At 28.4% G+C, this 26818-nt stretch carries 28 protein-coding genes; 27 read left to right on the forward strand and 1 reads right to left on the reverse strand.

All coding sequences use genetic code 11. The features are described from left to right. The first annotated feature begins 187 nt into the window (after positions 1-187). The 23 genes from IPM32_10925 to IPM32_11035 all read left to right on the forward strand — a co-directional run bounded on the left by IPM32_10925 (position 188) and on the right by IPM32_11035 (position 23988). On the forward strand, positions 188-862 hold the full coding sequence (locus tag IPM32_10925; GenBank protein ID MBK8945764.1) for a LamG domain-containing protein: 675 nt from the start codon (positions 188-190) through the stop codon (positions 860-862). A 274-nt stretch (positions 863-1136) separates the two neighbouring features. Continuing rightward, positions 1137-2381, forward strand: coding sequence for a tyrosine-type recombinase/integrase (locus tag IPM32_10930; GenBank protein MBK8945765.1), 1245 nt, complete (start codon positions 1137-1139; stop codon positions 2379-2381). Between the two features lie 276 nt (positions 2382-2657). Beyond that, complete coding sequence (locus IPM32_10935; protein ID MBK8945766.1) at positions 2658-3398, forward strand: hypothetical protein; 741 nt, start codon at positions 2658-2660, stop codon at positions 3396-3398. A gap of 798 nt (positions 3399-4196) precedes the next feature. Continuing rightward, a complete protein-coding gene (locus IPM32_10940) occupies positions 4197-4814 on the forward strand; it encodes a hypothetical protein (protein MBK8945767.1) in 618 nt (205 codons plus the stop codon). Positions 4815-5629: 815 nt separating this feature from the next. Then, positions 5630-6373 carry a hypothetical protein gene (locus tag IPM32_10945; protein MBK8945768.1) on the forward strand — a complete coding sequence of 248 codons (744 nt, stop codon included), beginning with the start codon at positions 5630-5632 and terminating at the stop codon, positions 6371-6373. Between the two features lie 254 nt (positions 6374-6627). Then, on the forward strand, positions 6628-7353 hold the full coding sequence (locus IPM32_10950) for a T9SS type A sorting domain-containing protein (GenBank protein MBK8945769.1): 726 nt from the start codon (positions 6628-6630) through the stop codon (positions 7351-7353). Positions 7354-7607: 254 nt separating this feature from the next. Then, positions 7608-8450, forward strand: a complete 843-nt coding sequence (locus IPM32_10955) for a class I SAM-dependent methyltransferase (GenBank protein MBK8945770.1) — start codon at positions 7608-7610, stop codon at positions 8448-8450. Positions 8451-8873: 423 nt separating this feature from the next. After that, positions 8874-9830: a cysteine synthase family protein gene (locus IPM32_10960; protein ID MBK8945771.1), complete on the forward strand. Its 957-nt coding sequence runs from the start codon at positions 8874-8876 to the stop codon at positions 9828-9830. A gap of 225 nt (positions 9831-10055) precedes the next feature. Beyond that, positions 10056-10730 (forward strand): DUF4332 domain-containing protein, encoded by a 675-nt coding sequence (locus IPM32_10965; protein MBK8945772.1) that lies wholly within the window; start codon positions 10056-10058, stop codon positions 10728-10730. Positions 10731-11571: 841 nt separating this feature from the next. Then, positions 11572-13677 carry a methyl-accepting chemotaxis protein gene (locus IPM32_10970; protein MBK8945773.1) on the forward strand — a complete coding sequence of 702 codons (2106 nt, stop codon included), beginning with the start codon at positions 11572-11574 and terminating at the stop codon, positions 13675-13677. 95 nt (positions 13678-13772) lie between these two features. Further along, positions 13773-14612, forward strand: coding sequence for a diaminopimelate epimerase (locus IPM32_10975; protein ID MBK8945774.1), 840 nt, complete (start codon positions 13773-13775; stop codon positions 14610-14612). 8 nt (positions 14613-14620) lie between these two features. Beyond that, positions 14621-14923, forward strand: coding sequence for a hypothetical protein (locus tag IPM32_10980; GenBank protein MBK8945775.1), 303 nt, complete (start codon positions 14621-14623; stop codon positions 14921-14923). A gap of 29 nt (positions 14924-14952) precedes the next feature. After that, positions 14953-15996, forward strand: coding sequence for a PHP domain-containing protein (locus IPM32_10985; GenBank protein ID MBK8945776.1), 1044 nt, complete (start codon positions 14953-14955; stop codon positions 15994-15996). Between the two features lie 56 nt (positions 15997-16052). Continuing rightward, the gene (locus IPM32_10990) at positions 16053-16736 is read left to right on the forward strand and encodes a tetratricopeptide repeat protein (GenBank protein ID MBK8945777.1); all 684 of its coding nucleotides are present in this window, start codon (positions 16053-16055) and stop codon (positions 16734-16736) included. 20 nt (positions 16737-16756) lie between these two features. After that, on the forward strand, positions 16757-17323 hold the full coding sequence (gene efp / locus IPM32_10995) for an elongation factor P (GenBank protein ID MBK8945778.1): 567 nt from the start codon (positions 16757-16759) through the stop codon (positions 17321-17323). Between the two features lie 8 nt (positions 17324-17331). Then, positions 17332-17802 (forward strand): acetyl-CoA carboxylase biotin carboxyl carrier protein, encoded by a 471-nt coding sequence (gene accB, locus IPM32_11000; protein ID MBK8945779.1) that lies wholly within the window; start codon positions 17332-17334, stop codon positions 17800-17802. 13 nt (positions 17803-17815) lie between these two features. After that, positions 17816-19153, forward strand: coding sequence for an acetyl-CoA carboxylase biotin carboxylase subunit (accC, locus tag IPM32_11005; protein MBK8945780.1), 1338 nt, complete (start codon positions 17816-17818; stop codon positions 19151-19153). 15 nt (positions 19154-19168) lie between these two features. Then, complete coding sequence (gcvH, locus tag IPM32_11010; GenBank protein MBK8945781.1) at positions 19169-19549, forward strand: glycine cleavage system protein GcvH; 381 nt, start codon at positions 19169-19171, stop codon at positions 19547-19549. Positions 19550-19611: 62 nt separating this feature from the next. Next, positions 19612-21153: a glutamine-hydrolyzing GMP synthase gene (guaA, locus tag IPM32_11015; GenBank protein ID MBK8945782.1), complete on the forward strand. Its 1542-nt coding sequence runs from the start codon at positions 19612-19614 to the stop codon at positions 21151-21153. A gap of 8 nt (positions 21154-21161) precedes the next feature. After that, positions 21162-21839, forward strand: coding sequence for a DNA repair protein RadC (gene radC / locus IPM32_11020; protein MBK8945783.1), 678 nt, complete (start codon positions 21162-21164; stop codon positions 21837-21839). A 102-nt stretch (positions 21840-21941) separates the two neighbouring features. Next, on the forward strand, positions 21942-22217 hold the full coding sequence (locus IPM32_11025) for a hypothetical protein (protein ID MBK8945784.1): 276 nt from the start codon (positions 21942-21944) through the stop codon (positions 22215-22217). Between the two features lie 29 nt (positions 22218-22246). Further along, positions 22247-22924: a LysM peptidoglycan-binding domain-containing protein gene (locus IPM32_11030; protein ID MBK8945785.1), complete on the forward strand. Its 678-nt coding sequence runs from the start codon at positions 22247-22249 to the stop codon at positions 22922-22924. Between the two features lie 107 nt (positions 22925-23031). Beyond that, positions 23032-23988, forward strand: coding sequence for a PhoH family protein (locus IPM32_11035; protein MBK8945786.1), 957 nt, complete (start codon positions 23032-23034; stop codon positions 23986-23988). A 56-nt stretch (positions 23989-24044) separates the two neighbouring features. Here IPM32_11035 and mazG read toward each other — a convergent pair whose 3' ends face one another. Next, positions 24045-24806, reverse strand: a complete 762-nt coding sequence (gene mazG / locus IPM32_11040) for a nucleoside triphosphate pyrophosphohydrolase (GenBank protein MBK8945787.1) — start codon at positions 24804-24806, stop codon at positions 24045-24047. Between the two features lie 87 nt (positions 24807-24893). Here mazG and IPM32_11045 point away from each other — a divergent pair, with 87 nt between their 5' ends. From IPM32_11045 to rsfS, 4 genes are all read left to right on the forward strand, one after another. Continuing rightward, positions 24894-25346 (forward strand): RidA family protein, encoded by a 453-nt coding sequence (locus IPM32_11045; GenBank protein ID MBK8945788.1) that lies wholly within the window; start codon positions 24894-24896, stop codon positions 25344-25346. A gap of 51 nt (positions 25347-25397) precedes the next feature. Then, positions 25398-25877 carry a hypothetical protein gene (locus tag IPM32_11050; GenBank protein ID MBK8945789.1) on the forward strand — a complete coding sequence of 160 codons (480 nt, stop codon included), beginning with the start codon at positions 25398-25400 and terminating at the stop codon, positions 25875-25877. A gap of 89 nt (positions 25878-25966) precedes the next feature. Then, positions 25967-26461: a LytR C-terminal domain-containing protein gene (locus IPM32_11055; GenBank protein MBK8945790.1), complete on the forward strand. Its 495-nt coding sequence runs from the start codon at positions 25967-25969 to the stop codon at positions 26459-26461. A gap of 2 nt (positions 26462-26463) precedes the next feature. Further along, complete coding sequence (rsfS, locus tag IPM32_11060; protein MBK8945791.1) at positions 26464-26814, forward strand: ribosome silencing factor; 351 nt, start codon at positions 26464-26466, stop codon at positions 26812-26814. The last annotated feature ends 4 nt before the right edge of the window (positions 26815-26818 follow it).

Raw genomic sequence — 26818 nt, forward strand, 5'->3', positions numbered from 1 at the left:
TGGGCGGACGGGTTATTTGCCACGCCGTTAGCTTTACTGTAAAAATTATATGTTATAATTATACTCAGAGGAGAATTTTAGAAAGATGTATTTAGTTATTAACAAATTCCACAAATCTATTTTTATATTTATTATTATTTCCATATTACTGTCTGGTGGTTGTGAAGAAGAGATTTACAACTCAATTGTGGAACCAAAAAATTATTTGGAATATGGCAATGTTGTAAAAAGTGGACTTATTGCATATTATCCTTTTAATGCGGACGCTTTAGATTACAGTGAAAATAAAATGCATGGAATTGTAAAGGGAGTTTCTTCTTCTATAGGTAGGTTCGGGCAACCAGATGGATCACTAAAATTTGATGGAAATGATGATTTTGTTGAGATTCCAGGATTTAAATATACTAGCAAAAATAGTGGTACACTGTGTTTTTGGTTAAGAAAAATCTTAGAGATCAAAGAATATGATGAATCATCAATCATTTCTAATACAGATACTACAGGAAAAGGTTATGTGATCAGTATTCATGGTTTTAATAGTTTTTGGTTTGAAATAAAGGATCAATATTTTCAATCAGGAGGTATTTGGCGTACTAATCAAATTCCAATAGAAGAATATATTTTCCTTGCAATAACATTTTCTGATGGTACAATAACAAAATACTCAGATGGGTATCCTGTTGAGGAAATCATTTACACTCCAGATGATTATATAAAATTCAACAATAATCAATCATTGTATATTGGAAAAAGTTTATTTTCATCTCGATATAAATATTTTGAAGGAGAAATAGATGATTTATTGATATATGATAGAGCTCTTAATGAAGAAGAAGTATTACAACTTTATAATTGGGAATAGTAAATAGTTTTAATTAAGGCGTAAAGCTAACAAACAAATCAACCCGACCGCCGTTTTCACTTGGCGGAATTTTGTAAAAAGTTGATTTGGAAGTTTAACTAAAGTTTTTTGCTAAAGTGAAGTGTAATTTAGAAAAGTGAGTCGCAGTTTTTCTTAAAACCAAATTAAAAACTGCTCTTTAAAATAAATCATTCATTATTTAATAAAATTGTTGTTTTAGGCGGACGGGTTATTTGCTACGCCGTTATGCCATTAAACCAGTATGAAAAAATAAATGGTAAATTTTGAAGACATACTAAAAAGAAGAGGTTACAAGGAGAAGACTGTTGAAAGTTATTCATTTTGGATAAAAGATTTGAATAATTTCTATCATCCACAAAACCTTGATACGCTTAAACAAGAACAAATTATAGAATATCTACAGCATTTAAAAAATGTAAGACATTTATCAATAAGTTCACTTAAATCAGCAAAATATTCTATTGATCTATTTTTTTTATGGTGTCTTGAGAAGAAACTTGATTTTAATAATTTCAAAATAGGTTGGGTAAGAAGACCAGTAGTAAAAATTCTTAATCAGTCAGATATATTTGCTATTGTTAAAAATCTTGAAACGAGTTTTCATAAACTTGCGGTTTCTATGATTTATGCTCATGGGCTTGAGCTTAATGAACTACTTAATTTAAAAATAAAATCAGTTGATTTGAAAAATCAAGTACTAGAGATTCCAGTTGCAAGGAAAAAAGAAATCAGAAAATCGGTTATCCCTCAGAAGTTAATATCAGAAATTACTTTATTCATTTCTAATAGAGACAAAAACGAATATTTATTTCCTGGACACAGTGGGAAGAAACTTTCTGAATCTACTTTGCAAAAGTCATTTGGAAGGGCAAGAAAAGAAGCAAACATTTCCGAAGAATTCTCAATCCGATCATTGAAGACTGCTTATATCATTCATTTGAAAAGATTGGGTATTCCAATTGCAAACATCGTGGAGAATTTAAAAATTGCAAGTAAACATTCTCGTGAATATTATAATAGCTTAGACTATAGGAAGATAGAAGTTGATTTTAGTCCTTTTGATAGAGATCTTTCCAAAATAGAAGAATTAGATGATGTTATAAATGAATCATATATTTCAGAAAAAAGAATAACTGAATTATCATTAATCATTAGTGAAAAATACGACTTAACAAGACTAATAGAATTATTACGTGAACTTAATATTTCTTATCAGAATAATTCACTTATGTCAATTGCTTTAATTACAAGGGCAATTATTGATCAAATCCCACCTATTTTTGGATTTGATACCTTTAATCAAGTTGAGAATAATTATCAAAGTTCTAAATCTTTTAAGAAAGCAATGAATCATTTAAATAACTCGTTACGGAATGTTGCAGATTCATATTTACATATTACAGTAAGAAAAAGGGAGTCAATTCCTACATTCCAGCAAGTAGATTTTAGATCAGACCTAGATTTACTTTTATCTGAAATAATAAGAATAATTAAATAATGGCATAACCAGCGCCTCAACCCGACCGCCATTTTAGTTCGGCGGATTTATAATTTTTGGCGTTTGGTTTTTGTTCGGCATTTTGTTCTAAGTGTTCGTTCTAATTAATTAACTTACAAACTGCACTTGCTGATGCAAGTTAAGTGCAGTTTGTTTAATCATTGGCGTTTGTGTTTTACTCGGCTTCCCTGTTATGGGCGGCGGGTTAAGCGCAACGTCGTTATGCAATTAAAAAAAAACAAAAAAAATATGAATAATATCGAGGACAATTTTATAATGAATTTACTGAAGTTTTTCTTTATAAGTATTTTTTTACCGTTAGTTTGTTTTGCAAATCAAACTGACACATTATTGGTTAGATTAAATAATGGAGGTAGATTAAAAGGAGAAATTATTCTTACAAATCAACAATATTTAATTTTAAAAAATGAAAATATTGGAGAAAAGAAAATTTATTGGAATGAAATATCTTTTATTTCATCAATTGAAGTTTATGACTCATTACAAGAAAATAAATCATTTATAGTTCTACCAGCTCCAAAAATTAAAAAAGAAACATTTTTAGAAAATTTGTCGGCAGAATTCATGATGGGTAAAGGATTTAATTATGAAAGATTTATTGGTTTTGGAGTTAGAGCAAATATTTTAATTTCAGAAATATTTGAACTTGGAGCAACATCAATTTATCATTTGGGGATTCAAGATGTTTCATCATTGGATGGATATGGTGCTTTATTTTTATGGGGACCAGAAATTGGAATTAGAATAGATACAAAAAATTTTGTTTTTGAACCAACTTTAAGTTTTGGAGAAGGAACATATCAAGTTGGGAATGAAGTATCGACAAATCTTTACGATATTAAATATATTGATACATCAACAAAAAGTGATTTTTATTTTTCACCGGGATTAGGTTTAAAAATAAAATATTATGATATGTTAATAGGAGTTCGTTTTCAATATTTAGCAATTAATAATAGAAACACATTTGGGTTATATATTTCATTTGGTAAGTAAAATTGCATAACAAACAAATCTACCCGACCGCTTCGCTAATTTAGCGGGAATTTGTAAAAAGTAAATTTGAAAGTTTGTTAAAGTTTTTTGTTAAAATGAAGTTCAATTCAGAAAAGTAAGTCGCAAAGTTTGCTAAAGAAAAGTTAAACTTTGCTTTGGTAATTATAAAATTCGTTATTTAATAAAATTGTTGTTTTGGGCGTCGGGTTATTTGCCACGCCGTTATACACGGTTTAAAATCAATTTAAAATTGTCTTAAAAGTTTTGTAAAGTTTTAAATTATTATTCTTTTGTAAAATCAATATTTAGTTTTTTCAAAAATATAAATTGTAAATCATTTCTAAAAATTAGTTTTCGTTCTTTTAATTATTTTTGTTAAACATTTTTCAAAGTTTTACATTTTCTAAAACGTAAAATTGCTGTAAAAGTTTTTCTATTCAAAAAATGTATTTATAATTTAGAGCTTTTAGAAATTATCTTTTAAATATTATTTTCAAAAAAACCTTAAAAATTCACTAAATAAATTTTCAAAAATAGTTTATAAAAAAATACTTCAATAAAAATGTATAACAAACAAATCAACCCGACCGCTTCGCTCGTTTGGGTTTTATGTAAATTAAAAAATTTAAAAGTTCATTTTTGTTTTTTGTTAAAGTTAAGTGCAATTTAGAAAATTTAGTCGCAGTTTTTGCATAGAAAATTAAAAACTGCTTTTTAAAATAAATCATTCGTTATTTAATAAAATTGAGTTTAGGGCGGCAAGTTATTTGCGCCGCCGTTATGCATTTGGGAAGTAAATTGAGAATTAAACAAGTAATAATTTTCATCTTCATGTTTTCAGACTTAATATTTTCTCAAAACAATGATGATAACAAAATTGAACTTTCCGGTACAATAAATTATTCGTATGTGAAAAATAAATATGATTTAATGGAAGGATACAGTTTCTTAAAATATAATATATCACAAGTTATTGAATTCCAACCAAGTTTTGCTTATAAATATTTTCAAAGTTTTCAACTATTGGTTAGCCCATTTTATAACTATCAATTCAGTGAGTATAACTTAAATAGTGGTTATAGTGAATCAATTGAAAAATATGAGAATCATTTAATTGGATTTGAAATTGGTTCAATATACAATCTTAGATTAAAAGAAAAAATGATCATTTTTACTGGAGCAAAATTAGGTTTTAATTGGTCCAAATATAGAAATCTTGTTCGCACAAATAATTATAAATGGAGTAATCTGAGAATAACATTTCCAATATTATTAGCTGGAGCAAAATATTTTGTAAGTGAAAATTGGGCAGTAATATTTCAACTACAATATAAATATATGCCAAATCAATCTGGTTGGTCAAACATAAATTCAACATACATTATCGCTGGATTAGGTATAGCAACATATATTTAAAAATGCATAACCAACAAATCAACCCGACCGCTTCACTCAATTTCGGTTTGGTTTGTAAACAGAAAGTTTTAAAGTTAGTTTAAGTTATTTGTTAAAGTGATCCGTCAGCTGACGGAACAATTCAGCAAAGTAAGTCGCAAAGTTTGCAAAAGAAAATTAAACTTTGCTCTTTAAATAAATCATTCGTTATTTAATAAAATTGTTGTTTAGGGCGTCGGGTTATTTGCGCCGCCGTTATACACGGTTTAAAAATTATTTAAAATTGTCTTTATAGTTTTGAAAAGTTTTAAGTTTTCAAACTTTTGTAAAATCAAAAATATATTTTTGCAAAAAATTAAATTCGTAAAATATTTCTAAAAATTAGTTTTCGTTCTTTTAATTATTTTTGTTAAACATTTTTCTAAGTTTTATATTTTTCTAAAACGTAAGATTGTAGTTCAAGTTTTTCAATTCAAAAAATGTATTTATAATTTAGAGCTGTTTAAAATTTCAATAAATAAAAGTTTTCAAAAAAAATTGAAAAAAATCTGTTACATAAATTTCAAAGAAAAGTTAAAACAAAAAATTTGTATAAAAGTGTATAACACGCAAATCAACCCGACCGCTTCGCTCGATTTGGGTTTGGTTTGTAAACAGAAAGTTGGAAAGGTAATTTTAGTTATTTGTTAAAGTGAAGTGCTATTTAGAAAAGTAAGTCGCAGTTTTTTGTAAAACCAAATTAAAAACTGCTCTTTAAAATAAATCATTCGTTATTTAATAAAATTGTTGTTATGGGCGGACGGGTTATTTGCAACGCCGTTATATGCGAGAAAAATATGTCAAAGATTGAAGACCTAAAAACTCGTTTATTACCTTTGATTTCTAATCATAAAAAGTTAGAAAAATTTTTAATTGAAAATTCTAATCTCCCTGGGCCAAGAGCGAATCTGGAATTACTATTTGCATTATCTGAAGTATATGAAGATTTTGATACGATACTGGAATGGTCGAAAATCTCGGAAGAACAAGCAGACACAAATGCTCCTAAATCTTTTTTAGTCGTATGTTCTTTAGTTTGTATGGGAAGAATTTATACAAAAAATAATGACAAGAAAATTATAGAAATTCTTAAAGAACAATCAAATGATAAAAGATGGAGGATTCGAGAAGGAGTTACATTTGGGTTACAAATTATTGGAGAATCAAATTTTAATGAATTAGTAGAAATAATAGATAATTGGATAAAAGATTCAAGTAATTTGGAGAAAAGAGCAATACTAGTTTCTTTGGCACATCCAAAATTCTTAAACAAAGAAAATGCAATATACTGCTTTAATATTGCTGATCAAATATTAAGTGAATTAAAAAATGATGAAGATTATACTGTATTAAAAAAAGGGTTAGAGTTTACAATTAGTGTTTTTGTTGCGGCAAATGATGTATTAGGGTTTGAATTTTTGGAAAAATGGATAGGTAAGAGTGACGTAATTGACAGAATTATAAAAGAAAATTTAAAGAAGAAAAGAGTAAAGAGAATCGATGTAAAAAAAGTAGAAGTTTTGTTAAAAAAAATAAAATAAATTCGCATATAACCAACAAATCAACCCGACCGCCGTTCCGGCTTGGGTTTTGTGCAAAATAATAGTTGGAAGGTTAATTTTAAGTATTTTTGTTAAAGTGAACTTCAATTAAAGGAAAAAGTAAGTCGCAGTTTTTGTTAAAGATAAATTAAAAACTGCTTTGGTAATTTTACCAATCGTTATTAAATAAAATTGTTGTTTTGGGCGGCAAGTTATTTGCGCTGCCGTTATGCGTTAATAAAAGTGGAGATAATATGGAAAAATTAAAACGTATTATTTTTATATTTTTTATTACATTTATCTATTTTCAAATAAATGCACAAAATTCTGATTTAAGCGAGTTGATTATCTTAACAGATACAACAGAATATATTAGAAATGATTCGTCAAAGAGTTATTTCGCCATAATAAATAATTCTACTGAAGATGTATATTTTTTTATTTGTGGTAATATCGAGTTTGAAATCCAAAAAAGAAAGGATAATATTTGGGAAAGATTTGGTGGAGTTATTTGTGATGGTTTTAGTGCTTATCAAAATATAAAAGTTGAAGCGGGAAAATATTATTCATCATATTTTACAATATTTTATGAACCTGGAATTTACAGATTAGTATTTTTTTACAATTTAGATTCGAATATAATAAATTATGATTCATTAAAATCAAATGAGTTTACAGTTTCTGAATTATCAACATCAATTGATAAAGAACAGAAAAATGAATTAAGTATTAGTAATATTTATCCTAATCCTTGTAATCCAATCTCTATAATTGAATATTCTGTTAACAAAGAAACAAATATAAAAATTGAAATTATTGATATTCTTGGACGTTGTATAAAAATCCTTAGTGAGACAAGAATTGTAGCTGGAAATTATAAATTACGATTTTCTGTAGATGATTTAAGAAGTGGAATTTATTTTATTAAAGTAAGCTCAAATAAGTTTACAAAAATTCAAAAATTAATAGTATTAAAATAAAAAGCATAACCAACAAATCAACCCGACCGCTTCGCTTAATTCTGGTTTGGTTTGTAAACAGAAAGTTTCGAAGTTCATTTAAGTATTTTGTAAAAGTGGAGCAATGTTTTAAAGGTTAAGTCGCAAAGTTTGCTAAAGAAAAATTAAACTTTGCTCTGGTAATTTTACCAATCGTTATTTAATAAAATTGTTGTTTTGGGCGCTGCTTATCGGCAAACTGTTATATGTCTAAAATAGTAAGGAGATAAATAGTAATGTTTAGTGAATTAGAGAAAATTAACTTACGACCGAAACCATTTGAATTTTATACTGCAGATGAGTTGTGGACTGATGAACATACATCGAAAAAGATGTTAGAATTTCATCTTAATGAAGATATAAATGTTTCTTCTCGAAATCTAAATTTTATTGTCCATTCTGTAAATTGGATTACATCAAGTTTTGTTATAAATAGCCATTTTAGTATATGTGATTTTGGTTGTGGACCGGGATTATATACAACTCTTTTTGCTGAAAAGGGAGCAAAAGTAACAGGTATAGATTTTTCAAAAAGATCTATTGAATATGCAAAGAAAGTAGCAGAGGAAAAGTGTTTTGAAATCGACTATGTAAACCAAAATTATCTTTTATATGAAACAGACAAAAGATTTGATTTAATTACAATGATAATGTGTGACTATTGTGCTTTAAGTCCTGATCAAAGAGAAATAATGCTTCAAAAATTCTTTAAAATCTTAAAACCAGAAGGTTCAATTCTTCTTGATGTATACACTTTAGAATTATTCAAAAAAAGGTTGGAACAAACAGTATATGGAATTAATTTACTTAATGGATTTTGGTCAAGTGAAAAATATTATGGATTCCTAAACACATTTAAATATGAAGAAGAGAAAGTTATTCTTGATAAATTTACGATAATAGAAAAGAATAGAAATCGTAACATTTATAATTGGTTACAATATTTTAATATTGAATCGATATCAAAAGAATTTGAAAGAAATAAATTAATAATTGAGAATTTATATTCGGATGTTGCTGGTAGCACATATGATTTGAAAAGTGACGAAATTGCAATTGTTGCAAAGAAGGCTATATAATACTCAAACCAACCCGACCCCCGATGAAACGAGGCAAGCTGCTTCGTATGTTTGTGTTTTGGGTAAAATAAAAGTAGGAAAGTCAGTTTTAGTTTAGTGGAGTACACTTCAGAAATCCGTTAGATAACGAAGTGTCGCAGTTTTTCTAATGAAAATTTAAAACTGCTCTTTAAAATAAATTATTTGTTAATTTATAAAATTCTTCCGTCAGCTGAAGAATTTGGGCATCAGGTTGTCCATTATCTAAGGTAGCCACATCGTTTTATGCTAAATATTGTGTGAAATAGAATAGATAATTCTATACTGATAAAATAAAAATTAGATAAACAACTAATAAATGAATTATATGTTTTAGCATTTGTTAAAGTGATTTTAATTATGAATATTAAAAGAAATTTAAGTGAACTTATTGGTCAAACTCCCATGCTTATAGTAAAGTCGGTGAGAACTGATTGGGAAATTTATTTAAAATTAGAGTATTTCAATCCAGCAGGCAGTTTTAAGGATAGGACAGCTCGTGCTCTTATTAACGCTGCTGAAAAATCTGGGAAACTAAAAAAGGGAATGACAATTTTTGAATCTTCCTCTGGCAACACCGCTAAAGCTTTAGCTATGCTTTCCGCCGCAAGAGGATATAAATTTGTCGCAATTGTTGATAATCATGCTCCTTCTGATAAATTGAATGCAATTCGCGCATATGGAGGTGAACTTTATTTCTGTGGAGATGACGAAAATAGCAAAGGAGGACAACTTGTTGATATACGTCGAAATTTAGCAAAAAAACTTGCTAAAGAAAGTAATGGATTGAATTTGGATCAATATGACAATCCAGAAAATCCTAAAGGATTCTATGATACTCTTGGAAAAGAAATTATCAAACAAGTACCAGATATAAATTATTTAATTGGAACAGTTGGTACCGGAAGTTCACTTTCTGGATCTGGTCGCTATATTAAAGAACATTCAAAAGCTAAAATTATTGCGTTAGAACCAAAAGGTTCAAGTCATTTTTCTCCTCACGGGCATGGTTACTTTATTTCAGGTCCTGGCTATCCAGTTGGTGCTGTTTTACCTAAAAATATTGATGTCTCTCTTTTCGACAAACATGATTATGTTTCTGATTCAGAAGCATTTAACACAATGCGATTTTTTGCTCATAATAAGGGTTTACTTTTTGGAGATTCGAGTGGAATGCTTCTATATTATTCTATGAAATTTATTAAAGATAAACCCAAATCAAAAAAAATAAAGAAAATGGTTCTCATTGTAGGTGATAGTGGAGAGAGTTATCTATCACATGCTTTTAATGATAGTTGGATGATACAAAATGAGCTTATTAACAATCAGATTATTAATGACTTATCGAAATTTTATATTTAATTATTGAGAAGTATTGTAATTAAAACAAGATATTTACTGTGGCATATAATTAACAAATCAAATAGACTTTTTGGCTGATCTTGACTTTGTTCTAATAATAAATTTGAAAATCTAAAATCTGGAACACTTATTTTGCATTTCTAACAGAGGCGAATTTCTAAATTTTAAAGATATTTTTGTCAATATTTTGTTTTTTTTGCAAATTGAAAATAAATGGAATTTTACATGAGTTATTACCTTGAACTATATAACATTAGCATCGATTACTATCAAAATAATTTAAAAACAAGTGATCTTTTACCTAGTCGGAATATCTTAAAAGAAAATATTGAAAATATATTTAAAAAAATAAAAGATCAGAAAATTCAGAATTTGAATGAACTATTAAATCAGTTAAAAGATAAAAAGAAACTTCAGAATTTTTCAAAACAAACTGGAATAGCAGAAGAGTACCTTACAATTCTAGTTAGAGAAATAAAAAGTATTCAACCCAAACCAAATAATTTTATTGATTTTCCAAATGTTTCAAAAAATATTGTATCGAAACTTGAAAAACATGGTATTAAAAATACTTTACAATTATTTGATCAAGTATTAACAAAAAAAGATAGAAAAGAATTAGCAATAGAAATAGGAATAAATGAAATAGAAATTTTACGACTTACAAAGTTAACAGACCTTTCAAGAATTAGGTGGGTCAACCATACATTTGCATATGTATTATTAGAAGCCAATTATGATACCGTTGAAAAAGTAGCAAATGCTGATTACCGTAAATTGTATGATGATGTAAAAAATCTTAATGCAGAAAGAAAAATATATAAAGGAAATATTGGCTTGCATGATATGAAACTTTGTGTTGAGTCTGCAAAAAATTTATCACTTGATATAAAATTTTAGTGTAAAATATACTTTCTAAATAATAACTTATTTGGTTTATAATAACCAAATTTATTTTTTATCCAAAAATATTCTGAAATTTGAACAACTATATTTTACACAGAAAATTTTTGAATTAAATTTTATATTTCACAAAAAAACAAATTACTTTAGGAATTATTACATTAAAAATTCTAATGAGTTTTAAAAATTATTATAATTGTGAGTTATTAAATTCTACTCAGCATTAATTACATTACAAGTAAAAATATAAATTAGCTTCAAATTGAATAACCACTCATTAAATTCACACCAAATTTCATTTCTAAATTCCGCAAAATTATTTTAAAAGTTAAATTCTTGCAATATCTAAAATCCTTCGTTTTATAATCGATAATACGAGCATATAATTCAGAATATCATTTTTCAGAGAATAGTAAGTCTTTTTGGGGGGAAGTTAGAAAATTGATAAAAATTTTTCTATTATTTTTTTGTCAATTAGGTTATTCATTTATACAACATTTTTCACACAAATCACTCCAGAAATTATTGCTATTAATTGAACCAAAATTAAACCAAAGGACAATTTTTATTAAATAATCGTAAATATGGTTTACTTGCGAAATTTCAATAACTATTTATATAGAAGTTTAAAATAAGACACACTTTCCGAACATGATGGTACTTGTATTCAGGTTAAAAAGTGAAGCGATTCGTTATATATTGAATTTTTAATAAATAAGACAATTGTAAAGAGAAATTTTTGATCTTGATAAAAAAACTTTAAAGTTAAACTGTGTCTGTTTCGTGGTTAAGATAATGTTAAATATTATAAAATGATTTATAAACAAAAGGATTCAAGATGTATAATAAAATTAAAAATTTAAAGGTTAATCAAAAAATATCACTCATATTTTCAATTTTTATTTTTCTTGTATTATTCGTTGGTGGGGTAGGAATTTATAATATGAGTAAAATCCATAACCACTTAATAGGAATTGCAGAAGGAGATTTGCCAAGTTTGGATTTAATAATCCAAATTGATAGAGATATGCAACAGGCTTTAGTTGCCCAAAGAACAATGATTTTTTCAAATGTTGAAAGCGATGCATATAAAAGTTTATTAAAAGATTACAATGAAAATATTGCTCAGATAAATGAAAGATGGGAAGAAGTAAAAGAATTGGGGCATCATGAAATTAGTGATGAAAAAATCCAAGAATTTGAAAATGCAAAAGAAAACTGGATTAAAATTTCTCAAAACATAGTTGATGCAATAACTTCATATTCACCAGAAGGAAAAACAAATGCAATAGAGTTATCTTTTAATGAAGGTTCTAATTCATTTGAAAAAGCAAGGGATTTTATAAATGAATTCACTGAAAATTTAGAAAATGTTTCCAAAGGTGATATAGAATTAAGCGAATACTCTTACAATAATGCAATTATTCTAATTGCTATAGGAGTTGGAATTAGTATAATTTTATCAATTATAATTGGAAAATTAGTTCAAAATTTACTTGGGAAACCAATAGTAAAAGCTTCTGAAATGATGAATGAACTTAAAAAAGGAAAATTAAAACATAGACTTAAATTAGATTCCTCTGATGAAATTGGAGTTTTGAGCACATCAATGAATTCATTTGCAATAACACTTGAAGAAATTACTAATAAAATGTACAAAATTGCAAATGGTGATTTTGACATTGAAATTAAGCACTTAAGTTCAGAAGATGAAATTAGTCCGGCGCTTCATAAAACAGTTGAAACATTACAAAATCTTAAGGGAGAAACGGATTATTTAATAAATAGCGCATTAGAAGGAAAACTAAAAAACAGAGGAAACAGTTCAAAATTTAATGGCGGATATCAAGAAATTGTAAAAGGAATTAATGATACATTAGATGCGGTTATACTTCCAATTGAAGAAGGAGCAAAAGTTCTAAAGGAAATGACCGAAGGTGATATGACAGTTCGTGTTGATGGCCAATATAAAGGTGATCATCAATTAATTAAAAATAGTATAAATTCTTTAGCTGATTCTTTTAATTCTTTACTTGTGCAGCTTTCAGAAGTTATTCATGCAACAGCTAGTGCATCAAATCAAATAACTTCAAGTGCAGAAGAAATGGCTGCAGGTTCCGAAGAACAAAGTTCACAAACAAGCGAAGTTGCAACTGCAATGGAACAAATGGCAGCAACAATTGCAGAAACTACAAGAAATGTTATCAAAACAAACGAAGCTGCAAAAGATTCAAAAGATCTTGCGTTGGAAGGAAAAAATATTATTGATTCCACAATTAATGGTATGAATAAAATTGAAAATGTTGTAAAACAAGCTTCTGATATTATTCTAGAATTAGGACAAAGCAGCACGCAAATTGGTCAAATTATTAAAGTAATTAATGAAATTGCAGACCAAACAAATTTATTGGCACTTAATGCAGCCATTGAAGCGGCGAGGGCAGGAGATCATGGACGTGGTTTTGCGGTTGTTGCCGATGAGGTTAAAAAATTAGCTGAACGAACAACTGTTGCAACAAATGAAATTGCCGGAATGATTACAAAAATTCAGCAGGATAGCAATAATGCGGTTATTGCTATCAAAAAAGGAAATGATGAAGTTTCAAAAGGAATGGCAGAAGTTGTTAACGCTGGTGAATCGATGAGAAATATTGTAACTTCTTCTGATAAAGTTCTCGAAATATCATCGCAAGTTGCAACAACAAGCGAAGAACAGTCTTCAACTGTTGAGCAAATTAGTAAAAGTATTGAACTTATTAATTCGGTTTCTCAGGAATCTTCAGCTGGAATTCAACAAGTTGCCAATGCCACAAATGATTTAAATGTTCTTGCAGAACAACTTCAAACAATAGTGGGAAAATTCAGATTGGATAACACTTCAAACTCATCAAGTTTTAGTAAAACGCACAGCATAAATAAAAAAGGATTATTGGTTAATTCGTAATAAAAAACTAATCTAAAATTTTAATCCCATAGATTTTTTTATTTATGGGATTTTTTTATTTCTACCAATCGAACAAAAATGTTAATTTGCAGAATATGGAGAAAATCAATTTTATAAAAATGAATGGTGCAGGAAATGATTTTGTTTTGGTTAACCAAATTGAAAATCCAAACTTTGTTCCAAATTCCGATTTGATAAAAGAAATTTGTAATAGAAGAAAAGGAATTGGTGCCGATGGATTTTTATTTATTAAGAAAAATGTTAATTATGATTTTGAACTTGAATATTATAATTCGAATGGTAAACTCGGTTCCTTGTGTGGAAACGGTGCAAGATGTTCAATAAAATTTGCGCTCGAAAATTTTAACATCAAAAATGCCACTGCAACATTTTTGTGCAATAATAAAATTTATTCCGGTGAAAAAGTTAATTCTGAAATTATCAAATTTAATTTGAATGAAATTTCTGAAATAAGATTAAATCAAAAAATTTTGTTTGAAGGAAAAAATCTAAAATTTCATTTTGTTGATAACGGTTCACCTCACGTAATAATTTTTTGGGAAGATTTTGAAAATTTCACAAAAGAAAATTTTGATGAATTTGATGTTTTCAATTTTGGAAGAAAAATTAGATATTCTGATATTTTCAAACCTTTTGGAACAAATGTAAATTTCATAAAAATTGAAGAAAAAATTAAAATCAGAACTTACGAAAGAGGAGTTGAGGAAGAAACTTTTGCTTGCGGAACTGGGGTTGTTGCATCTGCAGTAATTCTAAGTTTACTTAAGAAAATAAATTCGCCAATTACATTTTTAACAAAAGATTTTGATGTTCTAACTGTAGAATTTGAGAAAAAAAAAGAAAAATTTGAAAAAATTACCTTAACAGGACCTGCAAAAATTAATTATATTGGAGTTTACAATTTTCAAAAATAGGGAGTTACATGGGGAAAGTTATATTTTCTATTAGTTATGATATAATTCCAGAAAAAAGAGTTGAATATTTAGGAATTGTGCGTGAATTAAAAAGTATAATAAAATCTGAAGGTTTAGAAAGTTATTCTGTATTTGAGCAAAAATCAAAAGAAAATAGTTTTCAAGAAATTTATGTTTACAAATCTCAACAAGCTTGGGAAGATTCTGACGAATCTGAAAATGAAAGAGTAGATATTTTAATGACAAAATTATCAGATTTGATTAAAGAAAAATCAACTCAATATTCTACTTTATTCGAAATCGAAAATTAAAATTTCCAATAAATTTAAGAATTTCTAAAATGTATGAATACATTGGCGCAATTCATATGCATTCAAAATTCTCCGATGGTTCAGGAGATCCCGCCAAAATAGCTCAATTTGCTGATGAAGTTGGGCTTGATTTTATAATTCTTACCGACCATAATACATTGCGTGCTTTAAATGAAGGTTATGAAAAATGGTATGGTCAAACTTTGCTATTGGTTGGCTGCGAATTGAATGATAAATTCAATAAAAATCACTATCTCGCAATGAATATTTCTGAAACTTATTCCACGCGCCAATCTGCAAAAGAATATGTGAAAAAAGTAAAAGATGCCGGGGGAATTGGATTTATTGCACATCCGTTTGAAGAAAGAAATTCGATGAAGGAACACCCACCTTATCCTTGGACAGATTGGGATGCGGGAGACTTTACCGGAATTGAAATATGGAATCACATGTCTGAATGGATGGAAGGACTTACTGAACAAAATAAATATGCACATTTTATTCATCCACTAAGATCAATTATTGCTCCAAATAAAAAATCATTGCAAAAATGGGATGAACTAAATAAAAAAAGAAAAGTTGTTGGAATTGGCGGAATAGATGCGCATGCACATAAGATAAATGTTTTAGGTTTTGTAGAAGTTGAAGTTTTTCCATACAAAGTTTTATTTAAATCTATTAGAACACACATTCTTACTGAAAAAAAACTAAGATCGAAAAATATTTCGGTAAATACTGCAAAACAAATAATTTATGAAAGTTTGGAAAAAGGGAAATGTTTCATTTCAAATGATTATCACGGTGATGCAAAAGGATTTAAATTTTATGCAAAAATTGGGAATGAACATTTCCAAATGGGTGAAACCGTGAAAAAATCGGGAAAAATTAATCTAAAAATTATTCTTCCCAATAAAATTGGAAAAATTACATTAATTCATAACGGAAAACCGATTAGTGCGGTTGAAAATATGGAAGCAGATTTTATTGTTCAAAAATCCGGACAATATAGAGTTGAAGTTTACCTAAATAATCAAGCATGGATTTTTTCTAATCACATTAGGATTGAAAACTAATATTTATTATTTTTCCCGTTCAAAATTGAATCTCATTCAAAAATCCAAATAAAATTATGATAGGAAAAAAGAAAAAACTTTCGAAAAAAGAAATTCAAGAAGACAAACTTGTAACTAGTTTTTATAAAACTCAAGGCTTCTTTGAAAAAAATCAACAAAATTTATTAATCGGAATTGGCGCAATTGCAGTGATTGTTTTAGCAATTTTTTGGTATAACAGCAAAGTTGAAGACGATAATATTCAAGCAACAACACAACTTGCAAGTGTAATTCCTCTTTATGAACAAGGTCAATATCAAAAAGCTATTGATGGAGAACCCGGAACAAATGTTACTGGTTTACTTTCAATTGTAGAGAATTTCGGCAACACTTCCCAAGGCGAAATTGCAAAAATGTACTTAGCAAATTGCTATTTTTCATTAGGAAACTATGAAAAAGCAAATGAATATTATTCTGATTATTCTGGGGATAATGATTTATATAAAGCAAGTTCATTAGCCGGACAAGCTGCTTGCAATGAAATGAAAGGTAATTTTGAAGATGCAGCTGATGATTATAAAAAAGCAGCAAATGTCGTTAAAATGGAATCTCAAGCAGCATCATATTTATTGAGTGCAGGAAAAAATTATCTTAAAGCAAATGCCGCTGATAAAGCAAAAGAATTATTTGAACAAATAACAAATGATTATAAAAACACGAATGCAGCTAGAGAAATCGAAAGATTTTCTTATAATTTTTAATAACAAAAACAATTAAGGGTATGGCAGATACATCAGATTTCAGAAATGGATTAATCATTAAATTCAAAAATGATTTATATACAATAACAGAATTTCAGCACGTAAAACCAGGAAAAGGCGGGGCTTTTGTTAGAACAACTTTAAAAAATTTACGCTCCGGAAAAGTTCTTGATAATACTTTTAGATCCGGTGAAAGTGTAGAAGTTGTTAGAGTTGAAAGAAGAAAATATCAATATTTATTTAGAGAATCTAACGATTTAGTAATAATGGATAATGATACTTACGAACAAATTAATGTTTCGGAGAATTTATTTGATGGCGGTGATAAGTTTCTTAAAGAAGGTGAAGAAATTGATTTACTTGTTGACGATAAAGATCAAATTATTACAGTCGAAATTCCTTTATTCGTTCAGTTAAAAGTAATTGAAACCGAACCGGGTTTTAGAGGAAATACTGCAACAAATGCAATGAAACCCGCAAAATTAGAAACCGGAGTTACAATCAACGTTCCACTTTTTATTGATCAAGATGATGTTTTAAAAGTTGATACAAGAACCGGTCAATACATGGAAAGAATTAAAAGTTAAGGGGAAAAATGGATATTAATGAAATTAAAAAACTTATAAAAGTTTTTGAATCAAGCACGATAACGGAATTAACAGTTCACGAAGGTGATTTAAAAATTAAAATTTCTAAAAACGGATCCTTTAATACTCCAATTTATACAACTCAGAATATTCCGGTTCAAAATCAAATTTTAACAAATTCTTCCGAATCAAATAAAATAATTACTGTTTCAGAAACTCCCAAAGCAAAAGATGAAAATTTTCATATTATTAAATCACCCATTGTTGGTACATTTTACCGCGCTCCTGCACCTGATGCAGATGCATATGTTCAAGTCGGTGATAATGTAAATACCGGAACTGTGCTTTGTATTGTTGAAGCAATGAAATTGATGAATGAAATTGAATGTGATACAAATGGTAAAATTGTACAAATTTTAGTTGAAGACGGCACACCAGTTGAGTATAACCAACCGTTATTTAAAATTGAGAAAAGTTAATTAGGAGTTCTATTTGTTCAAGAAAATACTGATTGCAAACAGAGGCGAAATTGCACTTAGAATAATTAGAACTTGCAAAGAGTTGGGAATTCCTACTGTTGCTGTTTATTCTGAAGCAGATAAAGATTCTCTTCATGTTGTTTTTGCCGATGAAGCAGTTTGTATTGGTCCAGCGTCTTCAAAAGAAAGTTATCTAAAAATTCCAAGTATTATTTCTGCAGCTCAAGTTACAGGTGCAGACGCAATTCATCCGGGTTATGGTTTTTTAGCCGAAAATTCAGAATTTTCTGAAATTTGTGCTGAATCAAATATAAAATTTATTGGTCCATCTCCGGATATGATTGATAAAATGGGTGACAAAGCATTTGCAAAATCAACCATGAAAAAATGTGGAGTTCTGGTTGTTCCAGGCAGTGACGGCGCAGTTTCCGATGTTGAAGAAGCAAAAAAAATTGCTCAAGAAATTGGTTATCCTTTAATGCTAAAAGCATCAGCTGGCGGCGGTGGAAAAGGTATGAGAATCGTTTGGAAAGAAGATGAAATTATGAAGGCTTTCCAAACAGCAAGCAACGAGGCATTTGCTGCATTTAATAATGGTGAACTATACCTTGAAAAATTTATTGAAAATCCTCACCATGTTGAAATTCAAGTAATGGGAGATCAATTTGGAAATGTTTATCATTACGGCGAAAGAGATTGCACAATTCAGCGAAGACATCAAAAATTAATTGAAGAAACTCCAAGTCCAATAATTACTGAAGAAACAAGACAAAAAATGGCTGAAGCAGCAATCCTTGGTGCAAAATCAGTCAATTATGAAGGAGCAGGAACTATCGAATTTTTGGTTGATAAACATCAAAATTTTTATTTTATAGAAATGAATACAAGAATTCAAGTTGAGCATCCGGTTACGGAAATGGTTAATAATATTGATTTAATAAAACAGCAAATTTTAGTTGCTGCTGGAAATAAAATTACAGAAATTCCTAAAAAGCCAAACGGACATTGTTTTGAATTTAGAATCAATGCCGAAGATCCGGATAATGGATTTCGTCCTTCTCCCGGAAAAATTAATTATCTACATTTCCCCGGCGGATTTGGTGTTAGAGTTGATTCACATATTTACAATCAATATACTGTTCCTCCAAATTATGATTCTTTACTTGCAAAATTAATTGTTTGGGGTGGAGATAGAGAACATGCTATTTCGAGAGCGCTTAGAGCATTTGAAGAATTTGCTGTTGATGGAATTAAAACAACAATTCCATTTCATATAAAAGTTTTACAAAATGAAAAATTTAGAAATGCTGATTATGATACTTCTTTTATCGATAAATATTTTGCGAAATAAATAATAGAGGTTAATATGAATATTCCATCAGACTTAAAATATACAAAAGATCATGAATGGATTAAAGTTGAAGGCAGTGAAGCAAAAATTGGCATTACAGAATATGCACAAGGTGAATTAGGAGATATAGTTTTTGTAGATATTTCTCCCGATCTAAGTGAAATTACAAAAGGTGAACCTTTTGGAACAATTGAAGCCGTTAAAACCGTAAGTGATTTATTTGCTCCATGTAACGGGAAAATTTTAGAAATTAATTCCAAACTTGGTGATAAACCGGAATTAATAAATAATGATCCATACGGCGAAGGATGGATTATAAAAATTGAAATTACATCTCAATCAGATTTAGAAGAACTACTTGATAACGTTACTTATCAAACTCAAATTACTGCATAATATTTCTCAAAGCCGGAATTCATTCTGAAAGCCGGCATTTTTTAATTTTTCTATTAAATAACATGCAAACTCATAATACAATTTTAGTTTTGGATTTTGGTTCTCAGTATACACAATTAATTGCAAGAAAAATTAGAGAACAAAAAGTTCGCTCAATAATTTATCCATACTTTACTTCGCTTAATAAAATTAAGGAATTAAATCCAAAAGGAATTATATTTTCCGGAGGACCAACCAGCGCATATGAGAAAGATTCACCACAAGTTGATCCAGAAATTTTTAATCTGAATATTCCCATTCTTGGAATTTGTTACGGTATGCAATTAGTAACCTTACACTTTGATGGAAAAGTTGAACCAGCTCAAAATAGAGAATATGGCAAAGCAAATATTCAAATTTTGAAAAATGATGGATTGCTTAAAAACGTTAAGGAAAATTCAATTGTTTGGATGAGTCATGGTGATTATATTACAAAAATTCCGGATGGATTTGAAATAGATTCGCAAACAGAAAATTCACCAATTTGCTCAATTTTTAATAATGAAAAAAAAATTTATGCTTTGCAATTTCACCCAGAAGTTGCTCACACAGAAAACGGTAAAGAAATTTTAAGAACATTTATTTTTGATATTTGTAATTGCAATCCAGATTGGACTCCGACCAATTTTATTGAAGATTCCATAAATGAAATCCGTGAAAAAGTTAAAGATTCAAAAGTAATTTGTGCTTTAAGTGGAGGAGTTGATTCATCTGTAGCTGCAATTTTATTAAACAAAGCAATTGGTGATAACTTAACTTGCGTACATGTTGATAATGGATTGATGAGAAAAAACGAAAGCGAAAAAGTAGTAAAATTATTTAGAGAAAATTTTGAACTAAAAATCATTCATATTGATGCATCAAAAGAATTTTTAGCAAAATTAAGTGGAATTTCAGATCCCGAAAAGAAAAGAAAAATTATCGGAAATACATTTATAGAAATATTTGAAAGAGAATCTAGCAAAATTGAAAATGCTGAATTTTTAGTTCAAGGAACTTTATATCCCGATGTAATAGAATCAGCATCTGCTGGAACTGCTTCACATAAAATTAAAACACATCATAATGTTGGTGGTTTGCCGGAAAAAATGAATCTTAAATTAATTGAACCATTCCGAGAATTATTCAAAGATGAAGTTAGAGAAATTGGTGAAATTTTAGGTTTACCTCACGAATTTGTTCATCGTCATCCATTCCCGGGTCCGGGTTTAGCTGTAAGGGTTTTGGGAGAAATTACAGAAGAAAAACTTAGAATTCTAAAAGATGTTGATGCAATTTACATTGAATCCTTGAGAAAATTTGATTTGTATTATAAAATATGGCAAGCATTTGCAGTTATACTTCCGGTTCAATCCGTAGGTGTTATGGGTGATGCAAGAACTTACGAATCTGTAATTGTTTTGCGAGCGGTAACTTCCACAGACGGAATGACTGCCGATTGGTACAGATTTGATAATTCATTTTTAGAATATGTTTCAAATAAAATTATTAGAGAAGTATCTGGTGTAAACAGAGTTGTTTATGATATAAGTTCCAAACCGCCATCTACAATTGAGTGGGAATAATTTAATAAATGTTAAAAGTTAAAGAATTACCAATTGATGATAGACCACGTGAAAAATTAATATTGCGTGGTCCGCAAAGTTTAAGTGATTCGGAACTTTTAGCAATTTTATTAAGAACTGGAACAAAAGGTGAATCTGTAATTGAATTAGCTCAGAAATTAATTCAAAAAGATAATTTAGCTTTACTCGCATCAAAAACCATTGAAGCATTTACAAAACAAAACGGAATTGGAAAAGATAAAGCCGCTACATTAGTTGCAGCGTTTGAACTTTCAAGAAGAATAAAATTTAATGAAAAATGGTTTTCGCAGAAAAAGATAAAATCTCCGGAAGATTTAGCAGAAATTTTCATTCCTTTGTTAAAAGATGAAATTAAAGAAAAATTTATTGTGGTTTGTTTAAATACTTCAAACCAAATTATAAAATTCGAAATAATTTCTATTGGAAATTTAAATTCAAGCATAGTTCACCCGCGTGAAGTTTTTAAAGTTGCAATTGAAAATAATTCTGCGAGTATATTTTTAGTTCATAATCATCCAAGTGGAAATACAGAACCAAGCAAGGAAGATATTTCCATTACAAAAAGATTAGTCGAAGCCGGAAAGATTTTTGATATATCTGTTTTAGATCATTTAATAATTGCCGGAGAAAACTTCACAAGTTTGGTAGAAAAGAGAATTATTTAGTTTTACAAAAAAATGTTATATTTTAGCTACATTATTAATATATTTACTTAAAGAATTTCACAAACAAATAAATCATTCTTTTATATTAGGAGGATTAACAAAATGACAAAAATCAAAAAACTTCTCACTACTTCATTAGCGGTAGTATTTGTTGCTGGTTCGTTAAGTTTAACCGGCTGTGGTGGTGTTAGTGACGAACAAATGGCAGAATTAAATGCTTTAAGAAGCGAAGTATCTGCATTGGGTACAGAAGTTAATGCTTTAAAAAGTGAAAAAACAAAGTTAGAAAGAGAAATTGCTGAAATGGAAGCTAAACTTGCACAATGTGCAAAAGATAAAGAAGCTACTAAAGCAAATTTACAAAAATTAGGTTTATAAAAGTTTAATAATAAAAGGAGAGTATATAAATGGCACAAATTAGAAACATACTTGCATTATTAGCTTTATTGGTTTTCCTTTCAACAAATGTTTTTGCACAAGAAGAAATGACAACTGATGAATGGGAAGCAGAAATTGCAAGATTAACACAAGAAAAAGCTGATCTTTCAGCAGAATTAGAAAGTTTACAAGCTTCAGTTAATTCATTAAAAGAAAAGAAAAATTCATTACAATCTTATGAAGATTGCCAAAAAGATATGTATGCTTTAGTTGGTGCTTCAAAAAGTGATGTTGAAGCTTATGATGCAAAAGTTAAAGCTTTAATGGCTGATATTTCAGCTAAAAAACCAACCAAAGCTGATAGACAAGCTGAATTAGATGCTTTAAAAGCAAGCAAATTAAGTGCTTTACCACAATTTTATGATATAGTTCATGGTCAATTGCAAAAAATGTTAGATGCTTGGCCACCAGAAGAAATTAATTACACAGTTGTTCGTGGCGATCATCTTTGGGGAATTGCTAAAAAGAAAGATCATTATGGAAATGGTTTTGCTTGGCCAAAAATCTATAATGCAAACAGAGATAAAATTAAAAATCCAGATTTAATTTATCCAAAACAAGAATTTACTATTCCTAATTTAACTGAAGAAGAAGCTGCTAAATACAATAAATTGAGAGCAAATTATAAACCAGCTCCAATGCAATAAAATTTAGTTTGTTCATATATTCTTATAGGATATTCTAAAAGATATTGCAATTTTATTTCGAATTTTGCTAAAACTTTTAGAATATCCTTTTTTATTTTGAGGAAGTTATTTCACAGATAGAAAAAAAAATAAAACTAGAAAATGTTGATTTAGTTTCACTTTTCGGATTCAATGATGCAAATCTCAAACCTTTGGAAGAAAGATTGTCTTCATCAATTTCTATCAGAGGTGATATTGCTTTTATAAAAGGAACTGCTGAAGAAGTTGATTCAATCGAAAAAGTATTCAAAGAAATGATTTTTGTTCTGAATACTACGAACAAACTCACACCAAATGATGTTTCAACAATAGTTGATCTAACCTTATCTGGAAGAGATATAATAAGTAATGAAGATTATAATTCAATAGTCCTTTATACAAAAAAGGATGTAATTAAAGCCAAAACAGATACACAATTTGAATATGTAAAAGCAATGAGTGAAAATGATATTTGTTTTGGAATTGGTCCAGCTGGAACCGGAAAAACTTATTTAGCTGTAGCATTTGCAATAGCTCAATTGAAAAAAGGAATTGTAAAGAAAATTGTTTTAGCTCGACCTGCAGTTGAAGCCGGAGAAAGTTTGGGATTTTTACCAGGTGATTTTAAAGAAAAAATTGATCCATATTTGCGACCTTTGTTTGATGCATTGCAAGATATGCTTCCAACCGATCAATTGAAAAATTATATTGAAAGAAATATTATTGAAATTGTTCCATTAGCATACATGCGCGGAAGAACTTTGAATAATTCGTATATTATTCTTGATGAAGCACAAAACAGCACAAATATTCAAATGAAAATGTTTTTAACAAGAATTGGCCCAAATTCTAAAGCTACAATTACTGGCGATATTACACAAATTGATTTACCGAAAAAAACAGAAAGCGGTTTAATTTTAGTTAAAGATATTCTTCAAAATGTTGATGGAGTTAAGTTTGTTTATTTCAATAAATCTGATGTGGTAAGACATAAGCTTGTTAAAGATATAATACATGCTTACGAACAATACAACAATGGAAATTAATTACTGATTTTAGATTTCAGTTTGTAATTCTAAAATTTCTAATCACAAATTTATTATTAATAGAATTTTTTGCTTTCTTCCCAATATTTATCCATTTCTTCTAAATTTGATTCGGTAATGGATTTATTGTTTTCTTCCAATTTTTTTTCGATATAATTAAATCTATTTAAAAATTTAGTATTGGTTCTACGTAAAGCATTTTCCGCATTAATTCCAAGAAATCTTGAATAATTTATTAAAGCAAAAAAAACATCACCCATTTCTTTTTCTAACAAATTTTTATCGCCGGTTTTCTCTGATTCATGCATTTCCTCAATTTCCTCAATAACTTTTTTCCAAACATCATTTTTATTTTCCCAATCAAATCCAATTTTTGAAACTTTTTCCTGCATTCGTGCAGATTTTTGTAATTCGGGAAGATTTTTTGGAATTCCTTCGAGAATAGATTTTCTGCCCTCTTGCATTTTTATTTTTTCCCAATTACGCTCAATTTCCTTATTGTTCTCTACCGCAAGATTTTCAAAAACATGAGGGTGACGTCTTATCAATTTTTCACTTATCGAATCAATAACCTCATTTATAGAAAATAGATTTTTGTCTTCAGCAATTACTGAATGAAAAACTATATGAAGTAAAAGATCACCCAATTCATTTTTAAGTGCAGAATAATTTTGATCATCAATGGCTTCTAAAACTTCATAAGTTTCTTCTAAAGTTGCAGCTTTTATTGAATCAAATGTTTGAACTTTATCCCATGAGCATTCTTTTCTAAGTTTACGCATTATGTTAACAAGATTATCAAATTTTTCTTTATGCATTTTTTCCTTAAATATTTTTAACAGAAAATTAGGATTTTTTATTTCAAAAAATGAGTTATTTTTATACAACTACATCAGAGAATTAAAATGATTGAAGAAAAATTAAATAAGATGAATATTTCAATTCCGGAAGCACCAAAGCCATTAGCTTCTTATATTCCAGCATTAAAATCTGGAAATTTAGTTTTTACAGCGGGACAAATTCCTCTAGAAAATGGAACTGTAAAATACAAGGGGAATGTTGGAGGTTCTGTTTCATTAGAGCAAGGGAAAGAATCGGCAAAACTTTGTGCAATAAATTGTTTGAGTGTTATAAAATCTGAAATCGGAAATCTGGATAAAATAAAAAGAATTGTAAAAGTTACGGTTTTTGTAAATAATGTTGATGGATTTTCTGATCAACCAAAAGTTGCAAACGGAGCTTCTGATTTTTTGGTTGAATTATTTGAAGAAAAAGGTAAACATGTTAGAAGTGCCGTTGGAGTAAACGGTTTGCCTTTAGATGCAACCACCGAAGTAGAAATGATCGTGGAAATTTAATTTCTTAATTAATTTTTGAAACAAATTTTAATTTTTTTGGTCTAACAAAACATGAAAAAAATAATTCTATTATTGATTTTTATTTCATCAATTACCATTGCACAATTTAAAGGTGATGAGAGTAAACCGTTAAATATTCAAAGTGGAATTTTAAACGATAACCCGATTAGCTCAATTTTTAGTTTTATCAATCCAGAAAATTTTTCAATGAGTCATAGTTTTGGAATGTCTTATTCAACCTTTGGAAAAAACGGAATGGCGCTTGGCGTTTATACAAATCACCTAGCTTATGAATTTAGTGAAAAATTTAATTTTGAACTTGATGCAAGTTTAGTTAACAGTCCGTATAATACTTTAGGTGATTCATTCACAAAATCAATTAATGGGTTTTATATAGATCGTGCTCGGTTAAATTACAATCCTTCCAAAGATTTTAACATCAGTTTGATATTCTCAAACTCACCTTATGGTTATTACAATAACTATGGTTACGGAAGACTTTCTCCATATTCTAACAGATGGTTTGATTAGAAAATAGACTAACAAAATTTATTTTATTATTTTTAAGTACAAAATCTGATAAGTTTTGTTAACTTATTTTCTAATAAATTTCAGTTACATTGAAAAAATCTATAAAAAAAAACAACGAACAGAAAGCTGATATAAAAACTTCCACAGTAAATTTATTTTACAATATTTTAATTTTTTTTCTGATTGTACTTATAGTTTATTTAAGTTATTCTGCTTATATGAAATTGGTTAAAGGTTCTGAAAAAATAGATGAACTTAAAAACAATGAAATTGCAGCAGAAATAATTCAGCTAGATGTACTAAATGGATGTGGAGTTTCCGGCGTAGCGGATAGATATACTGACTTTTTACGCTCAAGAGGATTTGATGTGGTTGAAATTGGGAATTATGTTTCATATGATGTTGATGAAACTTTTGTAATTGATAGAATTGGAAATAAAGCAAATGCGCTAAAAGTGGCTTCTGCTTTAGGTATTGAAAAGGTTAAAGTAATTCAACAATTGAATGAAAATTATTTTCTCGATGTATCGTTAGTTATAGGGAAAGATTATTATAAATTAAAACCAATTACGGGTGAAGAATAAATTTGGAAACAAAAAATTTAGTAAATGAAATTGTAGAAATAATTCAGTCAAAAAAAGGTTATGATATTACTATTTTGAATTTGACAAACTTATCTGCCGTTGCTGATTATTTTATAATCTGCTCCGGTGATGTTGATGTTCACGTAAAAGCTATTGCAGATGAAATAGATAAAAAACTAAGAAAAGATGGAATTAAATGTTATAATAAAGAAGGTTACACTGCTTTAAATTGGGTTTTGATTGATTATTTTGATGTTGTTGTTCATGTATTTAAAAAGGATGCCAGAATTTTTTATAATTTAGAAAAACTATGGGGCGATGCAGAAATTACCGAAATTGAAAACTCCAACTAAAACT

Source organism: Ignavibacteriota bacterium (assembly GCA_016716225.1).
Classification (GTDB): domain Bacteria; phylum Bacteroidota; class Ignavibacteria; order Ignavibacteriales; family Melioribacteraceae.